The 23161-nt window shown below is 72.6% G+C and carries 24 protein-coding genes and 1 tRNA gene; 14 read left to right on the forward strand and 11 right to left on the reverse strand.

All coding sequences use genetic code 11. From position 1 onward, the window contains the following. Positions 1–86 precede the first annotated feature (86 nt). Positions 87–1451: an NAD-dependent succinate-semialdehyde dehydrogenase gene (locus ABIQ69_RS14615; RefSeq protein WP_350347858.1), complete on the forward strand. Its 1365-nt coding sequence runs from the start codon at positions 87–89 to the stop codon at positions 1449–1451. A 51-nt stretch (positions 1452–1502) separates the two neighbouring features. Here the strand turns inward: ABIQ69_RS14615 and ABIQ69_RS14620 are convergent, their stop codons facing one another. Together ABIQ69_RS14620 and ABIQ69_RS14625 are read right to left on the reverse strand one after the other, a co-directional pair. Then, positions 1503–1856 carry a DUF1801 domain-containing protein gene (locus tag ABIQ69_RS14620; RefSeq protein WP_350347859.1) on the reverse strand — a complete coding sequence of 118 codons (354 nt, stop codon included), beginning with the start codon at positions 1854–1856 and terminating at the stop codon, positions 1503–1505. A 37-nt stretch (positions 1857–1893) separates the two neighbouring features. After that, positions 1894–2121, reverse strand: coding sequence for a hypothetical protein (locus ABIQ69_RS14625; protein ID WP_350347860.1), 228 nt, complete (start codon positions 2119–2121; stop codon positions 1894–1896). Between the two features lie 67 nt (positions 2122–2188). Between ABIQ69_RS14625 and ABIQ69_RS14630 the strand changes: the two genes are divergently transcribed. Continuing rightward, positions 2189–2464 (forward strand): acylphosphatase, encoded by a 276-nt coding sequence (locus ABIQ69_RS14630; RefSeq protein WP_350347861.1) that lies wholly within the window; start codon positions 2189–2191, stop codon positions 2462–2464. A gap of 108 nt (positions 2465–2572) precedes the next feature. Here the strand turns inward: ABIQ69_RS14630 and rplA are convergent, their stop codons facing one another. From rplA to ABIQ69_RS14655, 5 genes are all read right to left on the reverse strand, one after another. Beyond that, entirely contained in the window at positions 2573–3262 is a 690-nt protein-coding gene (gene rplA, locus ABIQ69_RS14635) for a 50S ribosomal protein L1 (RefSeq protein ID WP_350347862.1), read from the reverse strand. Positions 3263–3356: 94 nt separating this feature from the next. Then, complete coding sequence (gene rplK, locus ABIQ69_RS14640) at positions 3357–3785, reverse strand: 50S ribosomal protein L11 (RefSeq protein ID WP_127792295.1); 429 nt, start codon at positions 3783–3785, stop codon at positions 3357–3359. A gap of 143 nt (positions 3786–3928) precedes the next feature. Further along, positions 3929–4855 (reverse strand): transcription termination/antitermination protein NusG, encoded by a 927-nt coding sequence (nusG, locus tag ABIQ69_RS14645; protein ID WP_350347863.1) that lies wholly within the window; start codon positions 4853–4855, stop codon positions 3929–3931. Between the two features lie 70 nt (positions 4856–4925). Then, a complete protein-coding gene (gene secE / locus ABIQ69_RS14650) occupies positions 4926–5201 on the reverse strand; it encodes a preprotein translocase subunit SecE (protein WP_350347864.1) in 276 nt (91 codons plus the stop codon). A 40-nt stretch (positions 5202–5241) separates the two neighbouring features. Further along, positions 5242–5314: transfer RNA gene (locus ABIQ69_RS14655), tRNA-Trp, on the reverse strand. A 196-nt stretch (positions 5315–5510) separates the two neighbouring features. Between ABIQ69_RS14655 and dgt the strand changes: the two genes are divergently transcribed. The 3 genes from dgt to ABIQ69_RS14670 all read left to right on the forward strand — a co-directional run bounded on the left by dgt (position 5511) and on the right by ABIQ69_RS14670 (position 10778). Further along, complete coding sequence (gene dgt / locus ABIQ69_RS14660; protein ID WP_350347865.1) at positions 5511–7028, forward strand: dGTP triphosphohydrolase; 1518 nt, start codon at positions 5511–5513, stop codon at positions 7026–7028. 118 nt (positions 7029–7146) lie between these two features. Continuing rightward, positions 7147–9417, forward strand: a complete 2271-nt coding sequence (locus ABIQ69_RS14665) for an esterase-like activity of phytase family protein (RefSeq protein WP_350347866.1) — start codon at positions 7147–7149, stop codon at positions 9415–9417. Between the two features lie 143 nt (positions 9418–9560). Then, positions 9561–10778, forward strand: coding sequence for a pyridoxal phosphate-dependent aminotransferase (locus tag ABIQ69_RS14670; RefSeq protein ID WP_350347867.1), 1218 nt, complete (start codon positions 9561–9563; stop codon positions 10776–10778). Between the two features lie 129 nt (positions 10779–10907). Here the strand turns inward: ABIQ69_RS14670 and ABIQ69_RS14675 are convergent, their stop codons facing one another. Further along, positions 10908–11081 carry a CsbD family protein gene (locus tag ABIQ69_RS14675; RefSeq protein WP_350347868.1) on the reverse strand — a complete coding sequence of 58 codons (174 nt, stop codon included), beginning with the start codon at positions 11079–11081 and terminating at the stop codon, positions 10908–10910. A gap of 94 nt (positions 11082–11175) precedes the next feature. Next, the gene (locus ABIQ69_RS14680) at positions 11176–12084 is read right to left on the reverse strand and encodes a LysR family transcriptional regulator ArgP (RefSeq protein ID WP_350347869.1); all 909 of its coding nucleotides are present in this window, start codon (positions 12082–12084) and stop codon (positions 11176–11178) included. A gap of 72 nt (positions 12085–12156) precedes the next feature. On the opposite strand from ABIQ69_RS14680, the gene ABIQ69_RS14685 reads away from it, so the two are divergent. The 9 genes from ABIQ69_RS14685 (at position 12157) to ABIQ69_RS14725 (ending at position 21543) form a co-directional block, all read left to right on the forward strand. Further along, positions 12157–12945 (forward strand): LysE/ArgO family amino acid transporter, encoded by a 789-nt coding sequence (locus tag ABIQ69_RS14685; protein WP_350347870.1) that lies wholly within the window; start codon positions 12157–12159, stop codon positions 12943–12945. 35 nt (positions 12946–12980) lie between these two features. Next, positions 12981–13814 carry a hypothetical protein gene (locus tag ABIQ69_RS14690; protein ID WP_350347871.1) on the forward strand — a complete coding sequence of 278 codons (834 nt, stop codon included), beginning with the start codon at positions 12981–12983 and terminating at the stop codon, positions 13812–13814. A gap of 80 nt (positions 13815–13894) precedes the next feature. Then, the gene (locus ABIQ69_RS14695; protein ID WP_350347872.1) at positions 13895–14719 is read left to right on the forward strand and encodes a YciI family protein; all 825 of its coding nucleotides are present in this window, start codon (positions 13895–13897) and stop codon (positions 14717–14719) included. A gap of 20 nt (positions 14720–14739) precedes the next feature. Then, positions 14740–16041, forward strand: coding sequence for a DUF6596 domain-containing protein (locus ABIQ69_RS14700; protein ID WP_350347873.1), 1302 nt, complete (start codon positions 14740–14742; stop codon positions 16039–16041). An 86-nt stretch (positions 16042–16127) separates the two neighbouring features. Beyond that, on the forward strand, positions 16128–17063 hold the full coding sequence (locus ABIQ69_RS14705; protein WP_350347874.1) for an ABC transporter ATP-binding protein: 936 nt from the start codon (positions 16128–16130) through the stop codon (positions 17061–17063). Further along, the gene (locus ABIQ69_RS14710; RefSeq protein ID WP_350347875.1) at positions 17060–17959 is read left to right on the forward strand and encodes an ABC transporter permease; all 900 of its coding nucleotides are present in this window, start codon (positions 17060–17062) and stop codon (positions 17957–17959) included. Before ABIQ69_RS14705 ends, ABIQ69_RS14710 begins: the two co-directional genes overlap by 4 nt. 89 nt (positions 17960–18048) lie before the next feature. After that, the gene (locus ABIQ69_RS14715; RefSeq protein ID WP_350347876.1) at positions 18049–19230 is read left to right on the forward strand and encodes a sensor histidine kinase; all 1182 of its coding nucleotides are present in this window, start codon (positions 18049–18051) and stop codon (positions 19228–19230) included. Beyond that, on the forward strand, positions 19223–19882 hold the full coding sequence (locus ABIQ69_RS14720) for a response regulator transcription factor (protein ID WP_350347877.1): 660 nt from the start codon (positions 19223–19225) through the stop codon (positions 19880–19882). Before ABIQ69_RS14715 ends, ABIQ69_RS14720 begins: the two co-directional genes overlap by 8 nt. 50 nt (positions 19883–19932) lie before the next feature. After that, on the forward strand, positions 19933–21543 hold the full coding sequence (locus ABIQ69_RS14725; protein WP_350347878.1) for a phosphatase PAP2 family protein: 1611 nt from the start codon (positions 19933–19935) through the stop codon (positions 21541–21543). 7 nt (positions 21544–21550) lie between these two features. Here the strand turns inward: ABIQ69_RS14725 and ABIQ69_RS14730 are convergent, their stop codons facing one another. Together ABIQ69_RS14730 and ABIQ69_RS14735 are read right to left on the reverse strand one after the other, a co-directional pair. Continuing rightward, positions 21551–22735, reverse strand: a complete 1185-nt coding sequence (locus tag ABIQ69_RS14730; RefSeq protein ID WP_350347879.1) for a UDP-N-acetylmuramate dehydrogenase — start codon at positions 22733–22735, stop codon at positions 21551–21553. After that, on the reverse strand, positions 22735–23160 hold the full coding sequence (locus ABIQ69_RS14735; RefSeq protein WP_350347880.1) for a MaoC family dehydratase: 426 nt from the start codon (positions 23158–23160) through the stop codon (positions 22735–22737). Before ABIQ69_RS14735 ends, ABIQ69_RS14730 begins: the two co-directional genes overlap by 1 nt. Position 23161: the final 1 nt, after the last annotated feature.

Genomic DNA, 23161 nt, shown 5'->3' on the forward strand with positions numbered 1-23161 from the left:
GGTGCCCGACGTAGGCTGGACGCAGGTGTGCACCGTCGTCACCGCCCGGTCGACGAGTCCCCGTGCACCGTCGGAAGAGGAGCGCAATGAGCTACGCCGTGGTCAATCCGGCTACCGGAGAGACGATCCAGACCTACCCCACGATCAGCGACGCCGAGCTGGAGTCGGCGATCGCCTCGGCCGACGAGGCGCACCGCACGTGGTCGAAGCAGTCGACGCTCGAGGAGCGTGCCTCGCTCGTCCGCCGTGTCGGCGAGCTGCACGTCGAGCGCCGGCAGCAGCTCGCCGAGATCATCGTCCGCGAGATGGGCAAGCCGATCGAGCAGGCCCTCGGCGAGGTCGACTTCGCCGGCGCGATCTACGAGTACTACGCCGACCACGCGGCGGAGTTCCTGCAGGACGAGCCGATCCAGCTGCTCGACGGCGAGGGCTCCGCGGTCATCCGCCGCTCGTCGCTCGGCGTGCTGCTCGGCATCATGCCGTGGAACTTCCCGTACTACCAGGTCGCCCGCTTCGCCGGCCCGAACCTCGTCATCGGCAACACCGTCCTGCTGAAGCACGCCGAGCAGTGCCCCGAATCGGCCGCGGCCATCGAGGCCATCTTCCGCGACGCCGGCTTCCCGGCGGGCGCCTACGTGAACATCTACGCGTCGCACGACCAGATCGAGCGCGTCATCGCCGATCCCCGGGTGCAGGGCGTCTCCCTGACCGGCTCCGAGCGGGCGGGTGCGGCCGTCGCCGAGATCGCCGGCCGCAACCTCAAGAAGGTCGTGCTCGAGCTGGGCGGCTCGGACCCCTTCATCCTGCTCTCGACCGACGACCTCGACGCCACGGTGCAGAACGCCGTCGACGCCCGCCTCGACAACAGCGGCCAGTCGTGCAACGCGGCGAAGCGCTTCATCGTCGCCGACGAGCTGTACGAGCCGTTCCTCGAGAATTTCACCGCGAAGCTCGCCGAGGTCGAGGCGACCGACCCGACCTCGCCCGACTCGGCGCTCGGCCCGCTGTCGTCGCTGAAGGCCGCCGAGGGCCTCGACGAGCAGGTCAAGCGGGCGGTCGAGCACGGCGCGACGCTCGTGCGCGGCGGCGGCCGCGACGGCGCCTTCTTCCAGACGACGGTGCTGACGGATGTCTCGTCCGACAACCCCGCGTCCAAGGAGGAGTTCTTCGGCCCCGTGGCGCAGGTCTTCCGCGCGAAGGACGAGGCCGACGCCGTGCGCATCGCGAACGACACGCCCTTCGGGCTCGGCTCGTACGTGTACACGACCGACCAGGAGCAGGCCCTGCGGGTCGCCGACCAGATCGAGGCCGGCATGGTCTTCGTGAACGTCGTGCTCGCCGACGGCGCCGAGCTGCCCTTCGGCGGCATCAAGCGCTCGGGCTCGGGCCGCGAGCTCGGCCGCTTCGGTGCCGACGAGTTCGTCAACAAGAAGATGATCCGCATCGGCTGACGTCGACGCGATCGGATCGAGCGGATGTCCCGGACGGGGCATCCGCTCGATTCATTTCGCCTTGGCGTCGATCTCGTCGCGCCGGAGGAGGACGATGCGGTCGACCAGCGTGTCGGGCAGCAGGTGGTCGGCGCTGAAGCGGATGGTGCCCTTCGACCGGGAGAAGCCCTCGAGGTCGCCGGCGACGTGGTCGATCACCGCCGGACTGTAGGGGTAGAGGCCGATGTGGTCCTTCGTCGACATGACGCTGAGCAGCGGCGAGCCGCGGTACCGCAACGCCGGCATGCCGTAGCTGCGGCCCTCCTCGGCATCGGGCACGAGCGCGACGGCACGTGCCCGGATCCGCTCGATGACGTCGCGATCCGGCCCGTCGAGTCCGGCGATGTAGTCGCTCAGCTCCCCCATGGCGGGCAGCCTACTCGCCGCACGCGGGATCCGGCGCTCAGGGCGACCATTCGAGCCCGTGCGGGCTCGCGCCGGGGTCTGGACGGCCGGCGCCGTGCGGCCGCCGCAGATGGTCGGCCACGAGCAGCCAGCCGATCACCGCGCCGAGCACCGTGCAGTAGATCACGAGCCCCCACGCGCCGAGGCGCGACAGCCAGAGGTCGGCGCCGACCACCGCGATGGCGAGGCCGACGACGGCCCAGATCACCTTCGATCGTTCGCTCATGGCACGGATGCTACGCCCGGCCGCCGTCATCGGCGAGCGCACCCTGCGCCCGGTATAGCGTGGCACCATGCCGGTCATCCGTCGACGCGTCGTCGTGCGCGGAATCGTCCAGGGCGTCGGATTCCGCTTCGGCGCCGCACGCGAGGCACGCCGCCTCGAGGTCGCCGGCTGGGTCCGCAACCGGCCCGACGGGGCCGTCGAGGCCGAGCTCGAGGGGCCGCAGACCGCGGTTCAGGCGATGCTCGACTGGCTCGGCACCGGGCCGGCGGGCGCGCACGTAGATGGCGTCGACGTCACGGAAACCGAACCCCTCGGAGCATCGGGGTTCGAGATCAGGCACTGACCGGAGCCGGCGCCGGGCTGGGTGCGCCGGCATCGACCGGCGGGGCATCCGGAGACGGCGAAGGGCCCGCCGGCGAACCGGCGGGCCCTTCGAAGGTCGCGGGGCGACTCAGATGGCGTTGACGTCCAGCGGGATGCCGGGGCCGAACGTGGTCGACACGGCGCCCTTCTGGATGTAGCGGCCCTTCGCGCTCGACGGCTTCAGACGCACGACCTCTTCGAGGGCGGCCTTGAGGTTGTCGTCGAGCTGCTCCTGCGAGAACGACGCCTTGCCGACGACGAAGTGCACGTTGGCGTGCTTGTCGACGCGGAACTCGATCTTGCCGCCCTTGATCTCCTCGACGGCCTTGGCCGGGTTCGGGGTCACGGTGCCGGTCTTCGGGTTCGGCATGAGGCCGCGCGGGCCGAGCACCTTGCCGAGACGGCCGACCTGGCCCATGAGCTCGGGCGTCGCGACGGCCGCGTCGAACGACGTGTAACCGCCGGCGACCTTCTCGATGAGCTCGGCGCCGCCGACCTCGTCGGCGCCCGCGGCGATCGCGGCCTCGGCCGCGGGGCCGGTCGCGAACACGATGACGCGGGCGGTCTTGCCCGTGCCGTGCGGGAGGATGACGGTGCCGCGCACCATCTGGTCGGCCTTGCGCGGGTCGACGCCGAGCTTCAGCGCGACCTCGACGGTGGCGTCGAACTTGGCCGAGCCGGTCTCCTTCGCGAGCGCGACGGCGTCGGTCGGGGTGTAGTACTTGCCGGCCTCGATCTTCTCGGCCGCGGCCCGGTAGGCCTTGGACTTCTGTGCCATGTGGATTCTCCTAGCGAGAGTGTGGTCATCGCGCCTGGCCGGCGCTGCCACGAATGAGAGTTCTGTGTGCGGATGCCGAGGCATCCGGAGCCGATTACTCGACCGTGATGCCCATCGAACGGGCGGTGCCCGCGATGATCTTCGACGCGGCGTCGAGGTCGTTGGCGTTGAGGTCGGCCATCTTCTGCTCGGCGATCGCACGGACCTGGTCGGGCGAGATCTTGCCGACCTTGGTGGTGTGCGGGACGCCGGAGCCCTTGGCGACGCCGGCGGCCTTCTTGATGAGCTCGGCGGCGGGCGGGGTCTTCAGGACGAAGGTGAAGCTGCGGTCTTCGTAGACCGTGATCTCGACGGGGATCACGTTGCCGCGCTGCGACTCGGTCGCCGCGTTGTAGGCCTTGCAGAACTCCATGATGTTCACGCCGTGCTGACCCAGCGCCGGACCGATGGGCGGTGCGGGGTTGGCGGCGCCGGCGTTGATCTGAAGCTTGATCAGACCAGTGACCTTCTTCTTCGGTGCCATGATTTCTCTCTTTCTGATCGAACGCCCCTGGTGGGGCACTCTCCCGCGACACCCGGCGGATCCGGGACGCGGTGGTCGGTGTGCTCACGCGGCACAACCCTCCGATGATACCGGAGGGTTGCTTCGCGCGGGCTGGGAGCCTTCTAGAGCTTGGTGACCTGGTCGAAGCTGAGCTCGACCGGGGTCTCGCGCTCGAACAGCGAGACGAGCACCGTGAGCTTGCCGCTCTCGGGCTTGATCTCGTTGATCGTGCCGGGCAGGCCCGCGAACGAGCCGTCCTTGATGGTGATGGTCTCGCCGATCTCGAAGTCGACCTCGGCGGGGATGGCACGGGCGGCGCCGCTCGCCGCGGCGGCCTTCGAGCCCTTCGCGACGGGCACGTCGGCCGGCGTGACGAGGCTCTTCAGCATGCCGAAGGCCTCCTCGAAGCGCAGCGGCGTCGGGTTGTGCGCGTTGCCGACGAAGCCGGTGACGCCCGGGGTGTGCCGGATGACCGACCAGCTCTCCTCGTTCAGCTCCATGCGGACGAGCACGTAGCCGGGGATGCGGACGCGGGTGACCATCTTGCGCTGGCCGTTCTTGATCTCGACCACGTCTTCCATGGGCACTTCGACCTGGTAGATGTAATCGGCCATGGCCATCGACTCGCGGCGCTGCTCGATGTTCGCCTTCACGCGGCGCTCGAACCCGGCGTAGGAGTGGATGACGTACCACTTGCCCGGGAGGAAGCGCAGCTCGTTGCGGAACTCCTCGTACGGGTCGGCGGCCTCCTCGGCCTCCTCCTCGGTCGCCTCGGCGGCGGCCTCCGCCTCCTCGACGGAGTCGATGTCGAGGGCGTCGTCCACGACGGCGTCGGCCTCGGGGTCGGCGGCCTCGGCGATCGCGTCGAGGACGGCGTCGAGGTCGATGTCGTTGCCCTCGTCGTCGACGACGTGCACGGCGCGCTGCTCGGCCGGCTCGACCGACTCTTCGTCGTGCTCGAGCGACGAGCCCTCCTGGGCCTCGTCGTCCTCGGCCGACTGCTCGGCGGCGGTCGCCCAGTCGACGTCGTCGCGCTCGTACTTCGTCACTTCGTTGATCCTTCTCTCTCGCCGGATCGGAGATCCGATCCGGGATCCCGCTTCGGCACCGAGGGCCCGATCAGACGCCCGGTTGACCGAAGAGGTACACCACGATGAGGCCGGAGATCCAGTCCAGCCCGGCCACGATCGCCATCATGATGACGACGAACACGAGCACCACGGCCGTGAAGCTGATGAGCTCACGGCGAGTCGGGGTGACGACCTTCTTCAGCTCGGCGAAGACCTGCCTGATGAACAGGGCGATCCGCGAGAACGGGTTGCGCTTCGCCGCGCGATCGCGCTTGGCGTTGGCGACGACGTCCTCGCTGGGTTCGTCGATGACTTTCCGGGCCACTCGTATTCCCTTTCGTGGGCCGGCATTCACTGCCGGCTCGCAGGGCGGACAGGACTCGAACCTGCAACCTGCGGTTTTGGAGACCGCTGCTCTACCAATTGAGCCACCGCCCTTCGAGGACTCTCGCCCTCGTCGGAGTCGCGCCCGGCCCTTTGCTTCCTACCCGATTCCGGGCATGGAAAAGCTTGGTTTCGAACCGCAACCTCAGCAAGTTTAGGCGACGGATGCCCCACGGCCAAACCAACCGTAGATTGGGCTGTGCACGGCCGAGGCATCCGTCGCCGACGCCCGCCGACCGAGGGGAGCCGGATGACCGCCGACCGCGCAGCCAGGCGCGTCGCCGAGCCGACGCGGAGCGTCGAGGTCGTCGGCGAGCACTCGCAGTTCCGCCTCGATCTCGAGCGCATCCGCTTCTCGCCGTACTTCTCCCGGCTCTCCGCCGTGACGCAGGTGATCGCCCAGCCCGGGGCGGGTCCGCTGATCCACAACCGGCTGACCCACTCGATCAAGGTGACGGCGGTGGCGCGCGCCATCGCGGTGGGGCTCACGGATGCCTCCTCCCCCGCATATCCCCTCGCGCTCGAGCACGGCTGCGACGCGGTCGTCGTGCAGGCCGCGGCGAGCGCGCACGATCTCGGGCACCCGCCGTTCGGGCACCTGGGCGAGCGCGTGCTCGACCGGCTGGCGCGCGAGACTCTGGGCCTCGCCGACGGCTTCGAGGGCAATGCGCAGACCTACCGCATCATCGCCGCGCTCGACGTGACCGAGTCGGCGCCGCACGGGCTGAACCTGACCGCCGCAGTGCGGGCGGCCGTGGCGAAGTACCCCTGGACGCGGTTCGCGGACACGCGCGGCTTCGGCACCGGGCCGCTGCCGCGCGGCATGCGCCGGGTCGGCGGCGGGGTCGAGGTCGCGAAGTTCTCGGCATACGACCTCGACGCGGTCGATCTGACCGACGCCCGGCGCGGGCTCCCGGCGTTCGAGCAGTCGCTCGAGTGCTCGGTCATGGACCTCGCCGACGACATCGCGTACTCCATCCACGACGTCGACGACTTCTACCGCGCGGGGCTGCTCAGCCAGGGCGCCGTGGCCCGCGAGTTCCGCGGCTGGATCGAGGGCGCGGCGGACCTGCGCTCGCTCGACGACGAGGCGCTGCTGCTGCGCTCGGCCCCGCCCGGCTCCGCGCTCGAGGGGCTTCGGCGCAAGCTCCGTCGAAGCGACCCGTGGGTCGCCGACGACGACGCCTTCGCCGAGGCGGTCGACGTGGTGGCCGACGACCTCGTCGACGGCCTGCTGGCCATCCCGTTCGACGGGTCGATCGCCTCCGAGCGCGCACTCTCGTCGTTCACGAACCGCTGGATCGGGCACCTGCAGACCTCGGTGGTGCCGGCGCCGGCCGGCGAGGCGCGGACGGGTCTCGTCACCCTCGACCGGCTCGCCTGGCACGAGGTGGAGGTGCTGAAGTTCGTGCACCGGCACTTCATCCTCGACCGCGCCGATATCGCCATGTACCAGCGCGGGCTCAGCCGGGTGCTGACCCGCGCGGTCAAGGGCCTCACCGCGTGGGTGACCGACGACATCGACCGCCACCGCGTGCCGCAGCGGCTCCGCGAGCTCGTGGAGCTCGCCACCGACGGCTACGCGCGCGTGCGGGCCGCCCGCCCCGACGGCGTGCCCATCCCCGACGCCGGCGACGTCCTACGCCTCGGCGTCGGCCGCGGGGTCGTCGACTACGTCGCCTCGCTCTCCGACGACCAGGCTCTCGCCGTCTCCGAGGCGATCGACGGGCGGCCCGACCGCCTGTGGGACATCGGCCAGAACCTCTGAGGCGCGACCTCTGAGGCGCCATGTCCCCCGTTCGGGGGCACCGGCGTTCACCGATCCGACGCCGACCCGTCGACCGACCGACACCGGCCCGCCGCCCTGCGCCGGTTGGCTCGGGCGCATGAGTCGAATGCAGACGCGGCGACGGATGCCGCTCGCCATCGCCCTGACCGTCGCGGCAGCGACCGCGGCCACCGCCCTCGTGCCCTCGGCCGCGCTCGCAGCCGGCGCGGACGAGGCATCCCGATCGCCCTTCGTGCAGGCGCACGTGCCGACGCTCGTCGCGCGCGCCACCCTCTCGGCCGACCACCTCGAGCCCGGACCGGCCTCGGGCGCGCTGGCGTCGCCCGCGAACGGCCGCACCGCGCCCTGGGCCGGCCAGGTCATCCCCGGGTTCTCCGCCATGATCGACAACGGCGACGGCACGTTCTGGGCCCAGCCCGACAACGGCTTCGGCAGCAAGGGCAACTCGGCCGACTTCCTACTGCGCAACTACCTCGTCCGCCCGGCGTGGCAGACGGCCGAGGGCGGCGACGGCGCCATCGCGGTCGAGCGGTTCATCTCGTACAACGACCGCAACGACGTCCTCGATTTCCCCATCGTGAACGGGGCGACCGAGGAGCGCCTGCTCACCGGCGCCGACTTCGACATCGAATCGGTCGTGCGCGCCAAGGACGGCACGTTCTGGGTCGGCGAGGAGTTCGGCCCGTTCCTGCTGCACTTCGACGCCGACGGCACGCTCCTCGAGGCGCCCGTGTCGCTCCCCGGGGCGAAGTCGCCGCAGAACCCGACGCTGCAGCCCGGCGAGACGCCGCGAGTGCGGGCGAGCCGCGGGTTCGAGGCGCTCGCCGCCTCGGCGAACGGCCGCTTCCTCTACCCGATCCTCGAGGGCGCGTTCGTCGACGACCCCGACCAGCGCCGACGCGAGATCCGCGAGTTCGACACCCGCAGCGGCGCCTACACCGACCGCACCTGGAGCTACCAGACCGACCAGGAGGCCAACGTCATCGGCGATGCCTTCCTGGCGAAGCAGGACCGGCTCCTCGTCGTCGAGCGCGACGACTTCGAGGGCGAGCAGGCGGTCACCAAGCGCGTCTACGACATCGACCTGCGCCGCACCGACGCCGACGGGTACGTCGAGAAGTCGCTCCTCGTCGACGCGCTCCGCATCGCGAATCCCGACGGCATCGGCTCGGGCGACGGCTACGGCACGGGAGAGGTGTTCTCACTGCCAGTGCAGTCGTTCGAGACCGTCGTGCGGCTGCAGGACGGCCGGCTGCTCATCGGCAACGACAACAACTATCCCGGCAACGACGCCCGCGTGCCCGGCACGCCCGACGACACCGAGTTCGCCGTCATCGACCTCGACAAGACGAAGATCGAGCCCTCCGACGTGACGCTCATCGGGCACCGCGGCGCGAGCGGATACCGCCCCGAGCACACGCTCGCCGCGTACGAGCAGGCGATCGTGCAGTGCGCGGACTACATCGAGCCCGACGTCGTCGCCACGAAGGACGGCGTGCTCGTCGCCCGACACGAGAACGAGATCTCGGGCACGACGGATGTCGCGGCCCGGGCCGAGTTCGCCGCACGCAGGACGACCAAGACGATCGACGGCACGGCCGTCACCGGCTGGTTCACCGAGGACTTCACCCTCGCCGAGCTGAAGACGCTCCGCGCGAAGGAGCGCCTCCCGCAGACCCGCCCGGCGAACACCGCCTACGACGGGCTCTACCAGGTCCCCACGCTCGACGAGGTGATCGACCTCGCCCGGCACTCGGTCAGCTGCGACGGCCGCCAGGTGGGCGTCTACCCCGAGACGAAGCATCCGACGTACTTCGACTCGATCAGCCTGTCGCTCGAGGAGCCGCTGGTGGCCGCGCTGCAGGCGAACGGGCTCGACCGCGCGGACGCGCCGGTCATCGTGCAGAGCTTCGAGGTGGGCAACCTGCGTGAGCTCGACGGCCTCACCGACGTCTCCCTCGCACAGCTCGTGAGCAACGCCGGCCGGCCGTACGACTTCACCGCGGCGGGCGACCCGCGCACGTATGCCGACCTCGTCACGCCCGCCGGGCTCGCCGAGATCGCGACCTACGCCGACGGCGTGGGCCTCGAGAAGTCGGTCATGATCCCGCGCACCGCTGCCGGCACGCTCGGCACCCCGAAGCCGGTCATCGCCGACGCGCACGCCGCGGGCCTCACCGTGCACGGCTGGACGTTCCGGCTCGAGAACCAGTTCCTGCCCGCCGAGTTCCGCTCCGGCACCGACCCGAGCGCCCCCGGCGACCTCGTGGGCGAGATCCGGGCGTTCGTCGACGCCGGCATGGACGGCGTCTTCAGCGACCACCCCGAGGTGGCCGTGACGATCGACACCGTCGACGCGGGCGAGTAGCCCGCAGCCCGGAGGGGGCCGGGCACGACCGAACGTGCGACGGGCGGGAGCGAGGCATCCCGCCCGTCGCCGCATGAGGCGGATACCCCGTCGCCGGCATCCGTCGGATGTCACGCGGGAGGCGCGCGCCGTAGGCTGTCAGCGTGACCGAGAAGCCGCGCCTGTCCGCTCGTATCGCCGCCATCGCCGAATCCGCCACGCTCAAGGTCGATGCGAAGGCGAAGGCCCTCCAGGCCGAGGGCCGTCCCGTGATCTCCTACGCCGCCGGCGAGCCCGACTTCGCCACGCCCGAGCACATCGTCGAGGCGGCGCTGGCCGCCGTCAGCGACCCGCGCAACCACCGGTACACGCCCGCCGCCGGCCTGCCCGAGCTGCGCGAGGCGATCGCGGCGAAGACCAAGCGCGACTCTGGGCTCGAGGCATCCGCCGGCCAGGTCATCGTGACCAACGGCGGCAAGCAGGCGGTCTACCAGGCCTTCCAGACCCTGATCGACGACGGCGACGAGGTGCTCGTGCCGACGCCCTACTGGACCACCTACCCCGAGGCCATCAAGCTCGCCGGCGGCCGGCAGGTCGACGTGTTCGCCGGCGCCGACCAGGGCTATCTCGTCACGGTCGACCAGCTCGAGGCCGCCCGCACCGAGCGCACGAAGGCGCTACTGTTCGTCTCGCCGTCGAACCCGACCGGCGCCGTGTACGCCCAGGAGCAGGTGCGTGCCATCGGCGAGTGGGCGCTCGAGCACGGCATCTTCGTCGTCGCCGACGAGATCTACCAGAACCTCACCTACGCCGACGACGTCGACGGCGTCCCGCCCCATGCCGTCTCCATCGTCGAGGCCGTGCCCGCACTGGCCGACCAGACGATCCTCGTCAACGGCGTCGCGAAGACGTACGCGATGACCGGCTGGCGGCTCGGCTGGATGGTCGGCCCCGCCGACCTCATCAAGGGTGCGGCGAACCTGCAGTCGCACCTCACGTCGAACGTGTCGAACATCTCCCAGCGCGCCGCCCTCGCCGCCCTCACCGGGCCGCAGGAGCCGGTCGAGCAGATGCGCCGCGCCTTCGACCGGCGCCGGCGCACCATCGTCGCCGAGCTCTCGAAGATCGACGGCTTCACGGTGCCCGTCCCGCAGGGCGCGTTCTACGTCTACCCCGACGTCACCGGCCTCCTGGGGCGCGAGTGGAACGGCATCACGCCCAGCACGTCGCTCGAGCTCGCCGACCTCATCCTCGAGCAGGCCGAGGTGGCCGCCGTTCCCGGCGAGGCCTTCGGCCCGTCCGGGTACCTCCGCTTCAGCTACGCCCTCGGCGACGACGCCCTGCTCGAGGGCGTGCAGCGCCTGCAGCGACTGTTCGGCTGAGTCGGGCGCGCGGGATCCGCGCGAGCTCCCGGGTCGATCCACGCGCGACGCGCACGCGAACGGCCGCCGAGGCGAGCTGGTCGCCCCGGCGGCCGGGATGCGTCGATCGCGGGCACAGCCCGCGGTCGGTCAGTGCTTGAAGGCGTCCTTGACGTCCTCGCCGGCGTCCTTCAGGTCGGACTTGGCCTGGTCGGTCTTGCCCTCCGCCTCGAGCCTCTCGTCGTCGGTGAGCTTGCCCCAGGCCTCCTTGGCCTTGCCCTTCAGGTCTTCGCCGGCATTCTCCATGCGGTCATCGGCACCCATCTCAGACTCCTTTCCAGGCGGGTTCGCCGCCTGATCCCAGTGAACGCGATGACGTCGGCGGGCGGCAGGGGCTTGCCCTCGGCGCGAAGACCGGCTACCCGGTGAACGCGGCGACCGTGTCGAGCGCGCGCCGCGCCTCCGCGACGATCGCGTCGGCGATCGCTTCGAGCAGCGGCGAGCGCAGGTTCCACTGCTGCCAGTACAGGGGCACGTCGATGGGCGGGCCGCCGAGCGGGACGAGGCTGCCGGCGGCGAGCTCGTCGGCCGATTGGAAGCCGGGCAGCATGCCCCAGCCGAGGCCGAGCTTCACCGCGACGGCGAAGTCGTTGGACGCGGGCACGTAGTGCCGGGGCGCCGCGGCGGCGTCGGCTCCGACGAAGCGCAGGTACCCGGTCTGGAGGTCGTCGCGCCGGTCGAAGTCGACGACGGGCGCTCGCGACAGCGCGGCGGGCGTCGCTCCCGCCGGGCACCAGCGCGCCGCGAACTCCGGCGTGGCGACGGCTCGGTAGCGCATGACGCCGAGCGGTCGCGCGATGCAGCCGGCGACGGGGGCCGACTGCGAGGTGACGGCCGCCATCACGGTGCCCGACTCGAGCAGCTCGGCGGTGAAGTCCTGGTCGTCGCGGTGCAGGTCGAAGACGACGGGATGCTCCGCCGCGAGCCGTGCGAGCGCCGGGAGGATCCACGTGCCGAGCGTGTCGGCGTTCACCGCGAGCGGGATGGAGGCGGGACGGTCGGCGGCGGCCTCGAAGCCGAACTCGGCGAGGGCGTCGTGTTCGAGCAGCGCGAGCTGCCGGGCGAGTCGCACGACGACGGCGCCCGCGTCGGTGGGCCGCACCGGCTTCGACCGCACGAGCAGCACGCGGCCGAGCTGGTGCTCGAGGGCCTTGATCCGCTGCGACACGGCCGACGGCGTGATCTGGAGCACGCGCGAGGCCGCGTCGAACGTGCCCTCGGTCACCACGGCGGCGAGGGTGCGGGCGAGTTCGAGCGGAATCTCCATCTTCAGCAATGCTAATGGTGATGCAGAATTCTGAACTGGGCTTCATTCGAAGGTGCGGCTAGCGTTCCAGGCGTGGATCTCTCCTCCGTCGCGGCGGGTCTCGGCCTCGGACTCTCGCTCATCATCGCCATCGGGGCGCAGAACGTGTTCGTGCTGCGCCAGGGGATCCGGCGCGAGCATGTCTTCGCCGTAGCCGCGGTGTGCGCCGTCTCCGACCTCGTGCTCATCGTCGTCGGCGTCTCCGGCATCGGCGCGGTGCTGGACGCGGTGCCGTGGCTCGTCGACGTGGTGCGCTGGGTCGGCGCCGCGTTCCTCGTCGGATACGGACTGCTCGCGGCACGTCGCGCCTGGCGGCCGAGCGGCGAGGCGCTCGAGGTCCGCGAAGCGGCCGAGGCGGATGCCGCCGCCCTCGCGACCTCCGCCTCCGATGCCTCCCCCGCCGCCCCGGCCTCGCCCAGCCCCTCCGCCGCGCGAGGCGACGCGGACGGCGCGTCAGGTCGCCCGGGAACCAAGGTTCGCGTCACCTCGGCGGCTGTCGCCGCCGGGCATCCGGCGCATGCACAGCGGGGCCGGGGACTCGCCGCGGTCATCGGGACCTGCCTCGCGCTCACCTGGCTGAACCCGCACGTGTACCTCGACACCGTGTTCCTCCTCGGCTCGGTCGCGAACACGCACGGCGACGGGCGCTGGGCGTTCGCGCTCGGGGCGGGCGCGGCATCCCTCATCTGGTTCTTCGCGCTCGCCTACGGCGCGCGCCTGCTGGGCCGCGTGCTGACCAGCCCCCGCGCCTGGCGCGTTCTCGACGCGATCATCGCCGTCGTGATGATCGCGCTCGGCATCTCGCTCGTGCTCCCCCGCTGAGCGGCACCGCCACGCCGCCGTGGCAGGATGCGGGGATGCGTGTTCGATCGACCGCCGCGTTCGTCGTGAGCCTCGCCGCCGCCGCCGCCCTCCTCTCCGGCTGCGCGGGTCAGTGGCCGGACCACCGCGATCTCGTCGGCCGGCTCGAAGGGCTCGAGGGCGTCCTCGCGGTCACGTACGACGTCGGTGGCGGCACCCTCATGCCGGCGGAGCATCGGCTGGAGATCGTGGTCGAAGCTTCCCTCAGCGAGGCCGACGCCCGGCGGATCGCCCAGGAGACCTGCGCGAAGGAGGTCGCGCTGTCGATGCTCACCGTCACGACCGAGGACGACCTCTTCACGCCGGGCGCCGTGCTGAACGTCCACCGGCCGTCCGCCGGCGTCGCATGCATCGCCGAACGAGGCATGGTCGACTTCGCCCGCGCGAGCGCCGCGATGCAGGAGCTCCGCCCCGGCTACCAGGGGAGGTTCAACGTCTCGCTCGACCGCCCCGCCGACGGACCCGCCTGGGTGTCGACCTCGTCGACCGACCGGAGCCGACTGGTCGACGCCGTCCGAACCCTCCGCGCGCACCTGCCAGGGGTGGGGCTCGAGTTCGAGGGTGAATGGGACGAGAACCGCGATGAGGTCCTGCCCGACGACGTGTGGCTCACCGTACGTCTTTCCGCGGAGGCCGACCTCGACCCGTTCATCCCGATCATCGAGCTCGCCGACGAGCTCGGCACCGGCAGCGTCACCGTCGACGACGCCGGCATCACGGTCGAGCTGCTCCCCGAGACGCCCGCCGGGGCGTCGGCCTCCCTCACCGAACTCGCGACCCAGACGGGCGTCGCACTGACCGTGGTGCCGCCCCCGGCTCCCGTCCCCTGACATCCGGACGCGCCGATGTCGAAACGGGCTTCCGCCGTTCGTCGTGCCTGCGTAGCGTGACCGAGAGAGAGGATTCCACCATGGAATACGCGCTGTTGTACGCCGAGGGCGACGACCCGCAGCCCTACGACCCCGCTCAGGACGACATCGGCGCCTGGGTCGACGACCTCGAGGCCCGAGGCGTCTCCGAGTACGGCGAACGCCTGCGGCCGGAGGTCGACGCCACCACGGTGCGGGTGCGGGGCGGCGAGCTGCTCGTCACCGACGGGCCGTTCAGCGAGGCGAAGGAGTCGATCGGCGGCTTCGACATCATCGACGTCGCCGACCTCGACGAGGCGATCGAGATCGCGTCGAGGCATCCGGCGGCACGGTTCGCCCGCGTCGAGGTGCGGCCCTTCATGCAGTGGCCCGGCGCCGAGCCGGGCGCGCGGGTCGTGCCCCGCGACCTCGCCGACCGTCCGGTGCGCGGACGGCGCTACCTGCTCCTCGTCATCTCCTCGCCGACGGGCGAGGCAGACGGCGACGGCGATCCCGAGGCCTGGGTGAGCGAGATGGATGCGCGCGGCGCCCGCCTGTTCGGCGACGTGCTGCGCCCTCCGGCCGATGCGACCTACGTGCGGCGCCGCGACGGCGAGGTGCTCGTCGCCGACGGGCCGTTCGTCGAGGCGAAGGAGTGGGTTGCGGGCTTCGACCTGCTCGAAGTGCGCGACCTCGCCGAGGCGATCGAGGTCGCGTCGAAGCATCCGATGGCGCGTGGCGGCGTGCTCGAGCTCCGGCCGCTCTGGCCGTTCGACGAGCACGGCGACCACGTCGCACGGCTCGAGCACGAGGTCGAGGTGCGCGACGTGCGGCTCGAGCCGAGCGCCGACGAGGCCCTCGCCGCCCTCGCGGCGGCGGGCCGCTGAGCCGCGAGCCGCTGAGCCGCATGCCGAACGGAACGCCGCCCGGGCCCGGGCTCCCGCCCGAGGTCGGGGCGGCGCTCCGCCGCGCGTTCGAGGGGGAATGGGCGCGGATCCTCGCCACCCTGATCCGAGTGACCGGTGATTGGGATGTCTCGGAGGAGGCAGCAGCGGGGGCCTTCGAGCGGGCAGCCGCGACGTGGCCGCGCGACGGTGTGCCTCGCACCCCCGGCGCGTGGCTCACGACGACGGCCCGGAATCTCGCGCTCGACCGGCTCCGCCGGGCCGGTGTGGAGGCGGGGAAGGTGCGCGACTGGCTCGCCGACGCCGAGGCGGAGGGCCGGCTCTCGGGCCCGCCCGACCCCGCCGACCTCGTCGCCGACGCCGGCGAGCCGCTGCAGGACGATCGGCTGCGTCTCGTGTTCACCTGCGCCCATCCCGCGCTGCCGATGCCCTCGCGGGTGGCCCTCACCCTGCGCACGGTGGGCGGCCTCGAGACCGCAGAGATCGCGCGGGCGTTCTTCGTCGCCGAGCCCGCGATGGCCCAGCGGATCGTGCGCGCCAAGCGCAAGATCGCGCACGCCGGCATCCCCTACCGCGTGCCATCGCCCGCCGACCTGCCCGAACGGCTGAACGGCGTGCTCGCCGTGCTCTACCTGATCTGGAACGAGGGCTATCTCGCGTCCTCCGGCGACCGGCTGCAACGCCTCGACCTCGCGGGCGAGGCGATCCGGCTCACCCGGCTCGTGGCGGGTCTGCTGCCCGCCGAGGAGGACGTGCGGAGCCTCCTCGCCCTGATGCTGCTGCAGCACGCCCGCGCCGACGCCCGCACCGACGAACGCGGCGACCTGGTGGCGCTGGAGGACCAGGACCGCTCGGCCTGGCAGGCCGACGAGCTCGCCGAAGGGCTCGCCCTGCTCGAGACGCTCCCCGCGACGCCGGCACCGCGGAGTCCGTACCGGATCCAGGCGGAGATCCAGGGCGTGCACGCCCGGGCCGCCGACGCGGCGGCGACGGACTGGCCGGCGATCGCCCGCTGGTACGACGAGCTGCACACGGTCTCGCCGTCGCCCTTCGTCGAGCTGAACCGCGCGATCGCACGCGGGCTCGCCCACGGCCCCGAGCGCGGGCTCCACGACCTCCGGGAGCTCGAACGCACGGGCCGGCTGGCGGGCTACCATCTGCTGCCCGCCGCGCTCGCCGACCTGCATCGCCGCGCCGGCGAGCCGGGGGCCGCAGCAGCCCAGTACGCCCGCGCGATCGCGCTCGCTCCGACCGCTCCCGAACGCCGATACCTCGAGCGACGGCTGGCGGCGCTCGTCGACTGAGCCTCCGACCATCCGCCGATCGGGGGATGCCGGAACCATCCGGTCGACGGCTGCCGCCCGGCCGCACGAACCGGGAGGCTCGGAGCATGCATCCCACCGACTCCACCCCCGCCGTGCGCATCCGAGCGCTCCGCAAGACCTACGGGCACCGTCACGCGGTCGACGGCCTCGACCTCGACATCCACCGCGGCGAGACGTTCGCCCTGCTCGGGCCGAACGGCGCCGGCAAGTCGACCACGGTCGAGATCCTCGAGGGATACCGCACCCGGACCTCGGGCGACGTCGCCGTGCTCGGCGTCGACCCGCAGCACGGCGGCCTCGACTGGAAGGCGCGACTCGGCATCGTGCTGCAGTCCAGCGGCGAGTCCGGCCAGTTCAGCGTCCGCGAGCAGCTGCGCCACTTCGCCGGCTTCTACCCCCATCCGCGCGACGTCGACGAGGTCATCGCCGCGGTCGGCCTCGAGCAGCAGGCCGGCACCCGCATCGGGAAGCTCTCCGGCGGCCAGCGGCGGCGCGTCGACGTCGCGCTCGGCATCGTCGGGCGGCCCGAGCTGCTCTTCCTCGACGAGCCCACCACCGGGTTCGACCCGGAGGCGCGGCGGGAGTTCTGGGGCCTCATCCGCCGGCTGAAGGCGGAGGGCACGACGATCGTGCTGACGACCCACTACCTCGACGAGGCGGCGCAGCTCGGCGATCGGGCGGGGGTCATCGTCGACGGGAGGCTCGTGGACGTGGGGCCGATCGACGAGCTCGGCGGCGCCGCGGCCCGCGTGCCGATCGTGCGCTGGCGGGGCCCCGACGGGCGCCTGCACCAAGAGCGCACCACCGAGCCCGCGCGGCTCGTGGCCTCGCTGGTCGCGGGCGACGGCGCAGGCGCAGCCGCCGGCACGGGCGCGGGCGCCGGCACGCCGAGCGAGCCGGCCGAGCTCGAGGTCATCCGGCCGAGCCTCGAAGACCTCTACCTCGGCCTCGTCGGCGCCGAGGCGACCACCGCGATCGACGCCGAGGAGGCCCGCGCATGACCACGACCACCCCGACTACCCCGAGCCGCCCCGAGCCGCGCGGAGCCGCCGCCCGACCGGCGGGCCCGCGCGCCGGAGGCGGAGGCATCCGCCCGAACCGCGTCGCCGTCGGCATCGCCCGCATCGGCTACGAGACGAAGGGCTACTTCCGCTCGCTCGACGCGGTGTTCTTCACGTTCCTGTTCCCGCTCATCATGCTCGGCATTTTCACCGCCGCGTTCAGCTCGCAGGGCGACCTCGGGCCGACGGGGTCGCAGGTGAGCGTCGGTGCGTACTACCTGCCCGGCATGCTGGCCGCCGGACTGCTTCTCTCGGGAGTGCAGAACCTCGCCGTGGACATCGCGACCGAGAAGAGCGACGGCACGCTGAAGCGACTCGGGGGCACGCCGCTCTCACCCGTGTCGTACTTCCTGGGCAAGATCGGCCAGGTGTTCGTCACGGGCGCGCTGCAGGCGGCCCTGCTCCTCGTCGCCGCGGCCACGGTGTTCGGCATCGCCCTGCCGACCGAGCCCGAGGCGTGGCTCACGTTCGCCTGGGTGTTCGTGCTCGGCATCACGACCTCGGCCCTCCTCGGCATCGCCCTGTCGGCCCTGCCGCGCAGCGGCAAGTCGGCCACGGCGGTCGTGATCCCGATCGTGCTGGTGCTGCAGTTCATCTCGGGCGTCTACCTGCAGTTCTCGATGCTGCCGGAGTGGATGCAGAACGTCGCCTCCCTGTTCCCGCTCAAGTGGATGGCGCAGGGCATGCGGGCCGCGTTCCTGCCGGAGGACTTCGCCGCCCTGGAGCAGCACGGCAGCTGGGACCTCGGCTGGGTCGCGGTGTGGCTGCTCGTCTGGCTCGTCGTGGGGCTGATCGTGAGCCGGCTCACGTTCCGCTGGATCCGGCGCGACGCGTGACGGATGCCTCCGGCAGTCGCCGCCGGCCAGCCCCGCCGGCTCGCGCCCGGGCCCCGCAGCCGGGCCCGGGCGCGTGAGAGCATGACGACATGCTGAACCGCCGGTGGTGGGACCTGGCCGCCGTCGCGGTGGCCGTCGTCACCGTGCTGCTGAGCCTCGTCGACCCGCCCTACGGCCCGTCCGACTGGGGCCTCTGGGCGACTTCGGCCGCCTTCCTGGTCGTGTACGCGGTGTATCTCCGCGGGCGCATCGGCAGCGACGACCCGCGCCACCACGTCGTCATCACGATCCTCCTCACGGCGCTGGCCGCCGTCGGCAACGCCTTCGAGCCGTCGTTCGCGATCCTGCAGGCCTTCGGCTACCCGTTCCTGTGGATCACGGCGGCGAGCACCAGGCAGGCGATCGCCGGCAACATCGCGTTCGCCAGCTCGATCGTCGTCGGCAATGTGGCGCACTCGGGCATGGCGGGCCTGCCGCCCGGCCTCGGCGTCGCGGCGCTCTCGCTCGGCTTCAGCCTCGCACTCGGCCTCTGGATCACCCGCATCGCCGAGATCGGCGACGAACGCGCCCAGCTGCTCGCCGAGCTGCAGGCCGCACAGGGCGAGCTCGCGGCGATGCACCGCGACGCGGGCGTCACCGAGGAGCGGGGCCGGGTCGCGCGTGAGATCCACGACACCATCGCGCAGAGCCTCACTGGGCTCGTGATGGTCGCCCAGCGCGCCGGCAACCGGCTCGCCCCGCTCGACGAGCCGGAAGCGGCGGCGGCGCGCGAGGACGTGGCGCTCATCGAGGACATGGCGCGCGAGGCGCTGACCGAGGCGCGCGGGCTCGTCGCCGCGCTCACCCCCATGGCCGTCGACACGACGCTCGCCGACGCCCTCGGCCGGCTGGCGTCCGCGTTCGAGCGCGAGACCGGTGTGCGCGTGACGGTGCGGTCGGATGCCCCGGGCCTCGGCCGCGAGCTCGAGGTGGTACTGCTCCGCTCCGCGCAGGAGGGGCTCGCCAACGTCCGGAAGCACGCGCGGGCGCGCTCCGCCGCGATCGAGGTGGTGCGCCGCGACGACGGTGTGCGGCTCGTCGTCGAGGACGACGGGGCCGGCCCCGGCGACGTGCGGCGCGCGGGCGAGCGCGGCGGCTTCGGCCTCTCGGGCATGCGCGACCGGGTGGCCCTCGTGGGCGGGCGGGTCTCGTTCGGGCCCGCACCGGGCGGCGGCGCCCGACTCGAGGTGGAGGTGCCGGTCAGCCGGCCGGAGGGAGCGACCGATGAGTGAGACGGGGAACGGCCGGGGCGCGGGGCATCCGATCCGCGTCGTCGTCGCCGACGACCACCCCATCGTGCGGGCCGGCATCGTCGGCCTGCTCGAGACAGCGGGCGGCATCGAGGTCGTCGGCGAGGCGGCCGACGGAGACGCCGCCGTGCGGCTCGCCGAATCGGAGCGACCCGACCTCGTGCTGATGGACCTCCGGATGCCGGTGCTCGGCGGCGCCGAGGCGACCCGGCGGATCGTCGCCGCCGGCGGGGCGCGGGTGCTCGTGCTGACGACGTACGACACCGACGACGATCTGCTGCCCGCGATCGAGGCGGGCGCGAGCGGCTACCTGTTGAAGGCGGCGCCGCAGGAGGAGATCCTCGCGGGGGTGCGCGCCGTCGCCGCGGGCGAGACGGTGCTCGCGCCATCGATCGCGGCGAAGCTCGTGCGGCGGGTGCGCGACGAGGCGGATGCCCCGCGCCCGGCGCTGTCGCCTCGCGAGCTCGAGGTGCTGCGACTCGTCGCCGACGGCCGCTCGAACCCCGAGATCGCGCGCGCGCTGCATCTCGGCGAGGCGACCGTGAAGACGCACCTCGGCCACGTGTTCGAGAAGCTCGGGGTGGGCGACCGCACCAGGGCCGTGACGCTCGCGATGGAGCTCGGGCTCCTCTGACGGACCGTCGGCCTCCGCGTCCCGCGCGTTCCGACCCGTACCCTGGACGCATGGCTTCGGCGATCCGCACCGCCATCCAGCGCACCCGGCTCCTGCCGGCCTGGGTCCGCCGGCTCGACACGCGAGCCGCCCGGGCCGTGAACACCCGGCGCACCCACTCGCTCGCCGACCGGTTCTGGTCGACGGTGACGGGCTTCGCCGATCGAGGCATCCTCTGGTGGACCCTGTCGGGCGTCCTCGCGGTGACCGGTCGGCGCCGGGCCGCCGCCCGAGGGCTCCTCTCCCTGCTCGCCGCGAGCGCCATCGCGAACCTCATCGCCAAGCGCTGGTTCGGCGGCGACCGGCCGATCCTCGAGGAGGTGCCGCTGCGCCGGCGACTGCCGAAGCAGCCGTCTTCGGCCGCCTTCCCGTCGGGGCATTCGGCGAGTGCGGGCGCCTTCGCCGTGGGCGTCGCCATCGAGGATCCCCGGCTCGGCGCCGTGATCGCGCCGCTCTCGCTCGGGGTCGGGTACTCCCGACTCCACGTCGGCGCGCACTGGCTCTCCGACGTCGCGGGCGGCCTCGCCCTCGGCGCGGCGGTCGCGGGTGCGGGAGCCGTCGTCGCCCGGCCGGGTCGCGGTCGCCGCGCGGCCTCCGGCGGGGCCCGGCCGGCGCCGACCGAGCCGGCACCGACCGGGGAGGACTGCGCGCTCCCAGCCTCACCCGACGGCGAGGGCGTGTTCATCGTCGTGAATCCGTCCTCGGGGACGAGCGTCGTCCGCGCCGACCCGGTCCGCGTGCTCGAGGACCGTCTTCCGCAGGCGGAGCTGCACCGCCTCGACGACGAGGACCCCGCCGACATCGCGCGGACGGCGCTAGCCCGGCCGAATCCCCCTCGCATCCTCGGCGTCTGCGGCGGCGACGGCACCGTCGCGGCCGTGGCGCACGTCGCCCGCGAAGCGGGCGTGCCGCTCCTCGTGGTCCCCGGCGGCACGTTCAACCACTTCGCGCGTACCGCCGGCGCGTCCACGCCCGAGCTCGCCGTCGAGGCGCTCCAGCGGGGCGAGGGCGTGCGCGCGGACGTCGGCGAGCTGCGCTTCGGCGACCAGGCGCCCATCACCGTCCTGAACACCGCGTCGGTCGGCGTCTATCCCGACTTCGTCGCCGTGCGCGAACGGCTGCAGCCGAAGCTCGGCAAATGGGTCGCCGCCGTGATGGCCGCCGCGCGGGTGCTGCGGCGATCCGATCCCGTGCGCATCGTCATCGACGGGCGGACCGCAGAGGTGTGGACCCTGTTCGTCGGCATCGGGCCGAACGATCCCGGAACCCCGGCGCCCCTGCAGCGGCGCCGGCTCGACGGCGGCGTGCTCGACGTGCGCCTGCTCCGGGCCGGGTCGCGCACCAGGGCCGCGGCATCCCTCGCCTTCGGACGCCGCACCAGCGCCGTGCTCCGGACCCTGCGCGTGCTGCCGCGGCGCATCGAGACGTTCGAGACCGAGTCGATCGAGGTCGTCGTGCGCCCGCGGCACGGGCAGCCGCCGGGCTTCGCCCACGACGGCGAGGTCGCGCTGAAGGAGACCGCGGAGGCCGCCGAAGCGGCTCCCGGCCCCGGCTATCGGACCACGATCTCGATCGTCCCCGCCGCGCTCGAGGTGTACCGGCCGAGCGCTGGGCGCGGCTGACCGCGTCCTACAGCTCGAGGTCGACGAGCACCGGCTCGGGGTGCAGCACGATGCCGAACTCCGCCTGCACGCGCCCCTGCACGAATCGGGCGAGCTCCGCCACATCGCGAGCGGTCGCGCCGCCGCGGTTCGTGAGGGCGAGGGTGTGCTTCGACGAGATCGCGGCGCGCGAGCCGGGCAGCGCGAACCCGCGGCGGATGCCGGCGTGCTCGATCAGCCACGCGGCCGACAGCTTCACGAGGGGCTCGGCCGGTTCGTCCACCGCCACGGCCTCGGATGCCTCGACCGACGCCTGATGCGCCAGGAAGGCGTCGAGCGGGCTCTGACTGGCGAGGGCGGCGAGGGGCACGACCTCGTCGGGCCGGTCGGGCTCGAGGTACCAGCGGGGGGCGTCTCCGGGCAGGGTTCGGGCGACCCGCTCGGTGACGATGGGGTTGGTGAAGAAGGACCCGGCGCTCACCGAGTCGCGGTCGTCGGCGTCGAGCACCATGCCCTTCGAGCGGCGCAGGCCGAGGACCGCGTCGCGGACCGCGGCGACCGGCACCCGGTCGCCGAGCTGCACGCCGAGCGCCTGCGCGAGCTGCCCGTAGGCGATCGGCTGGCCGAGGGCCTCGCCGAGCACGGCGCGCTCGCCGGCCGTGTCGTGCAGTTCGAGCTCGACGGAGACCACGATGCCGGCGAGTCCGCGCTTCAGCACGGAGGTGCGGTAGCCGAGCTCCAGCTCGTCGGCCGGCATCCGGCGGGGGGCGTCTGCGCCCTCGTCGAGGAACTCGACGGCGACGAGCGACGCCTCGAGCTCCTGGCCGTAGGCCCCGATGTTCTGCACGGGCGCGGCACCGACCGACCCCGGGATGCCGGAGAGCGCCTCGAGACCCGAGAAGCCCTGCGCGACCGACCAGGCGACCAGGTCGTCCCAGGTCTCGCCGGCCTGGACGCGCACCCGCACGGACCCGGTGGGGGCGTCGGACAGCACCTCGATGCCGCGGGTGAGGATGCGGATGACCGTGCCGTCGAAGCCGTCGTCGCCGACGAGCAGGTTGGAGCCGCCTCCGAGCGCCAGCCAGCGCTCGCCGTCGTGCCACGCCGCGGTCGCGAGGTCGACGAGATCGCGCTGCGTGGTGGCGGTGACGAGCCGCCCGATGGGGCCGCCGACCTGCAGGGTCGTGAGGTCGGAGAAACGCACGTCGCCCATCAGAGCTGCACGCGCACCTGGGCCTTGCCGAGCACGGTCTCCTCGCCGACCTTCACGGTGAGGTCGATGCGGGCGACCGACGCGGCCTCGTCGAGCTGGCCCAGCTTCGCGATGACGGCGACGACGGCGCCGATCTCGGGGTCGACGACCACCGGGCGGGTGAAGCGCACCTGGTAGTCGACCACGCGGGCGGGGTCGCCCGCCCAGTCGACGACCGGCTGCACCGCGAAGCCCATGGTGAGCATGCCGTGGGCGAGCACGCCGGGCAGGCCGACGGCGCGCGCGATGTCGTCGCGGTAGTGGATGGGGTTGAAGTCGCCCGACGCGCCGGCGTACCGGACGAGCGAGTCGCGGGTGAGCGGGAAGGAGCGCTCGGCGACGATGTCGCCGACGGCGATCGAGCCGATCTCCGGAGCTGCGGTCATG

The organism is Agromyces sp. G08B096, from assembly GCF_040267705.1.
Lineage (GTDB): Bacteria > Actinomycetota > Actinomycetes > Actinomycetales > Microbacteriaceae > Agromyces.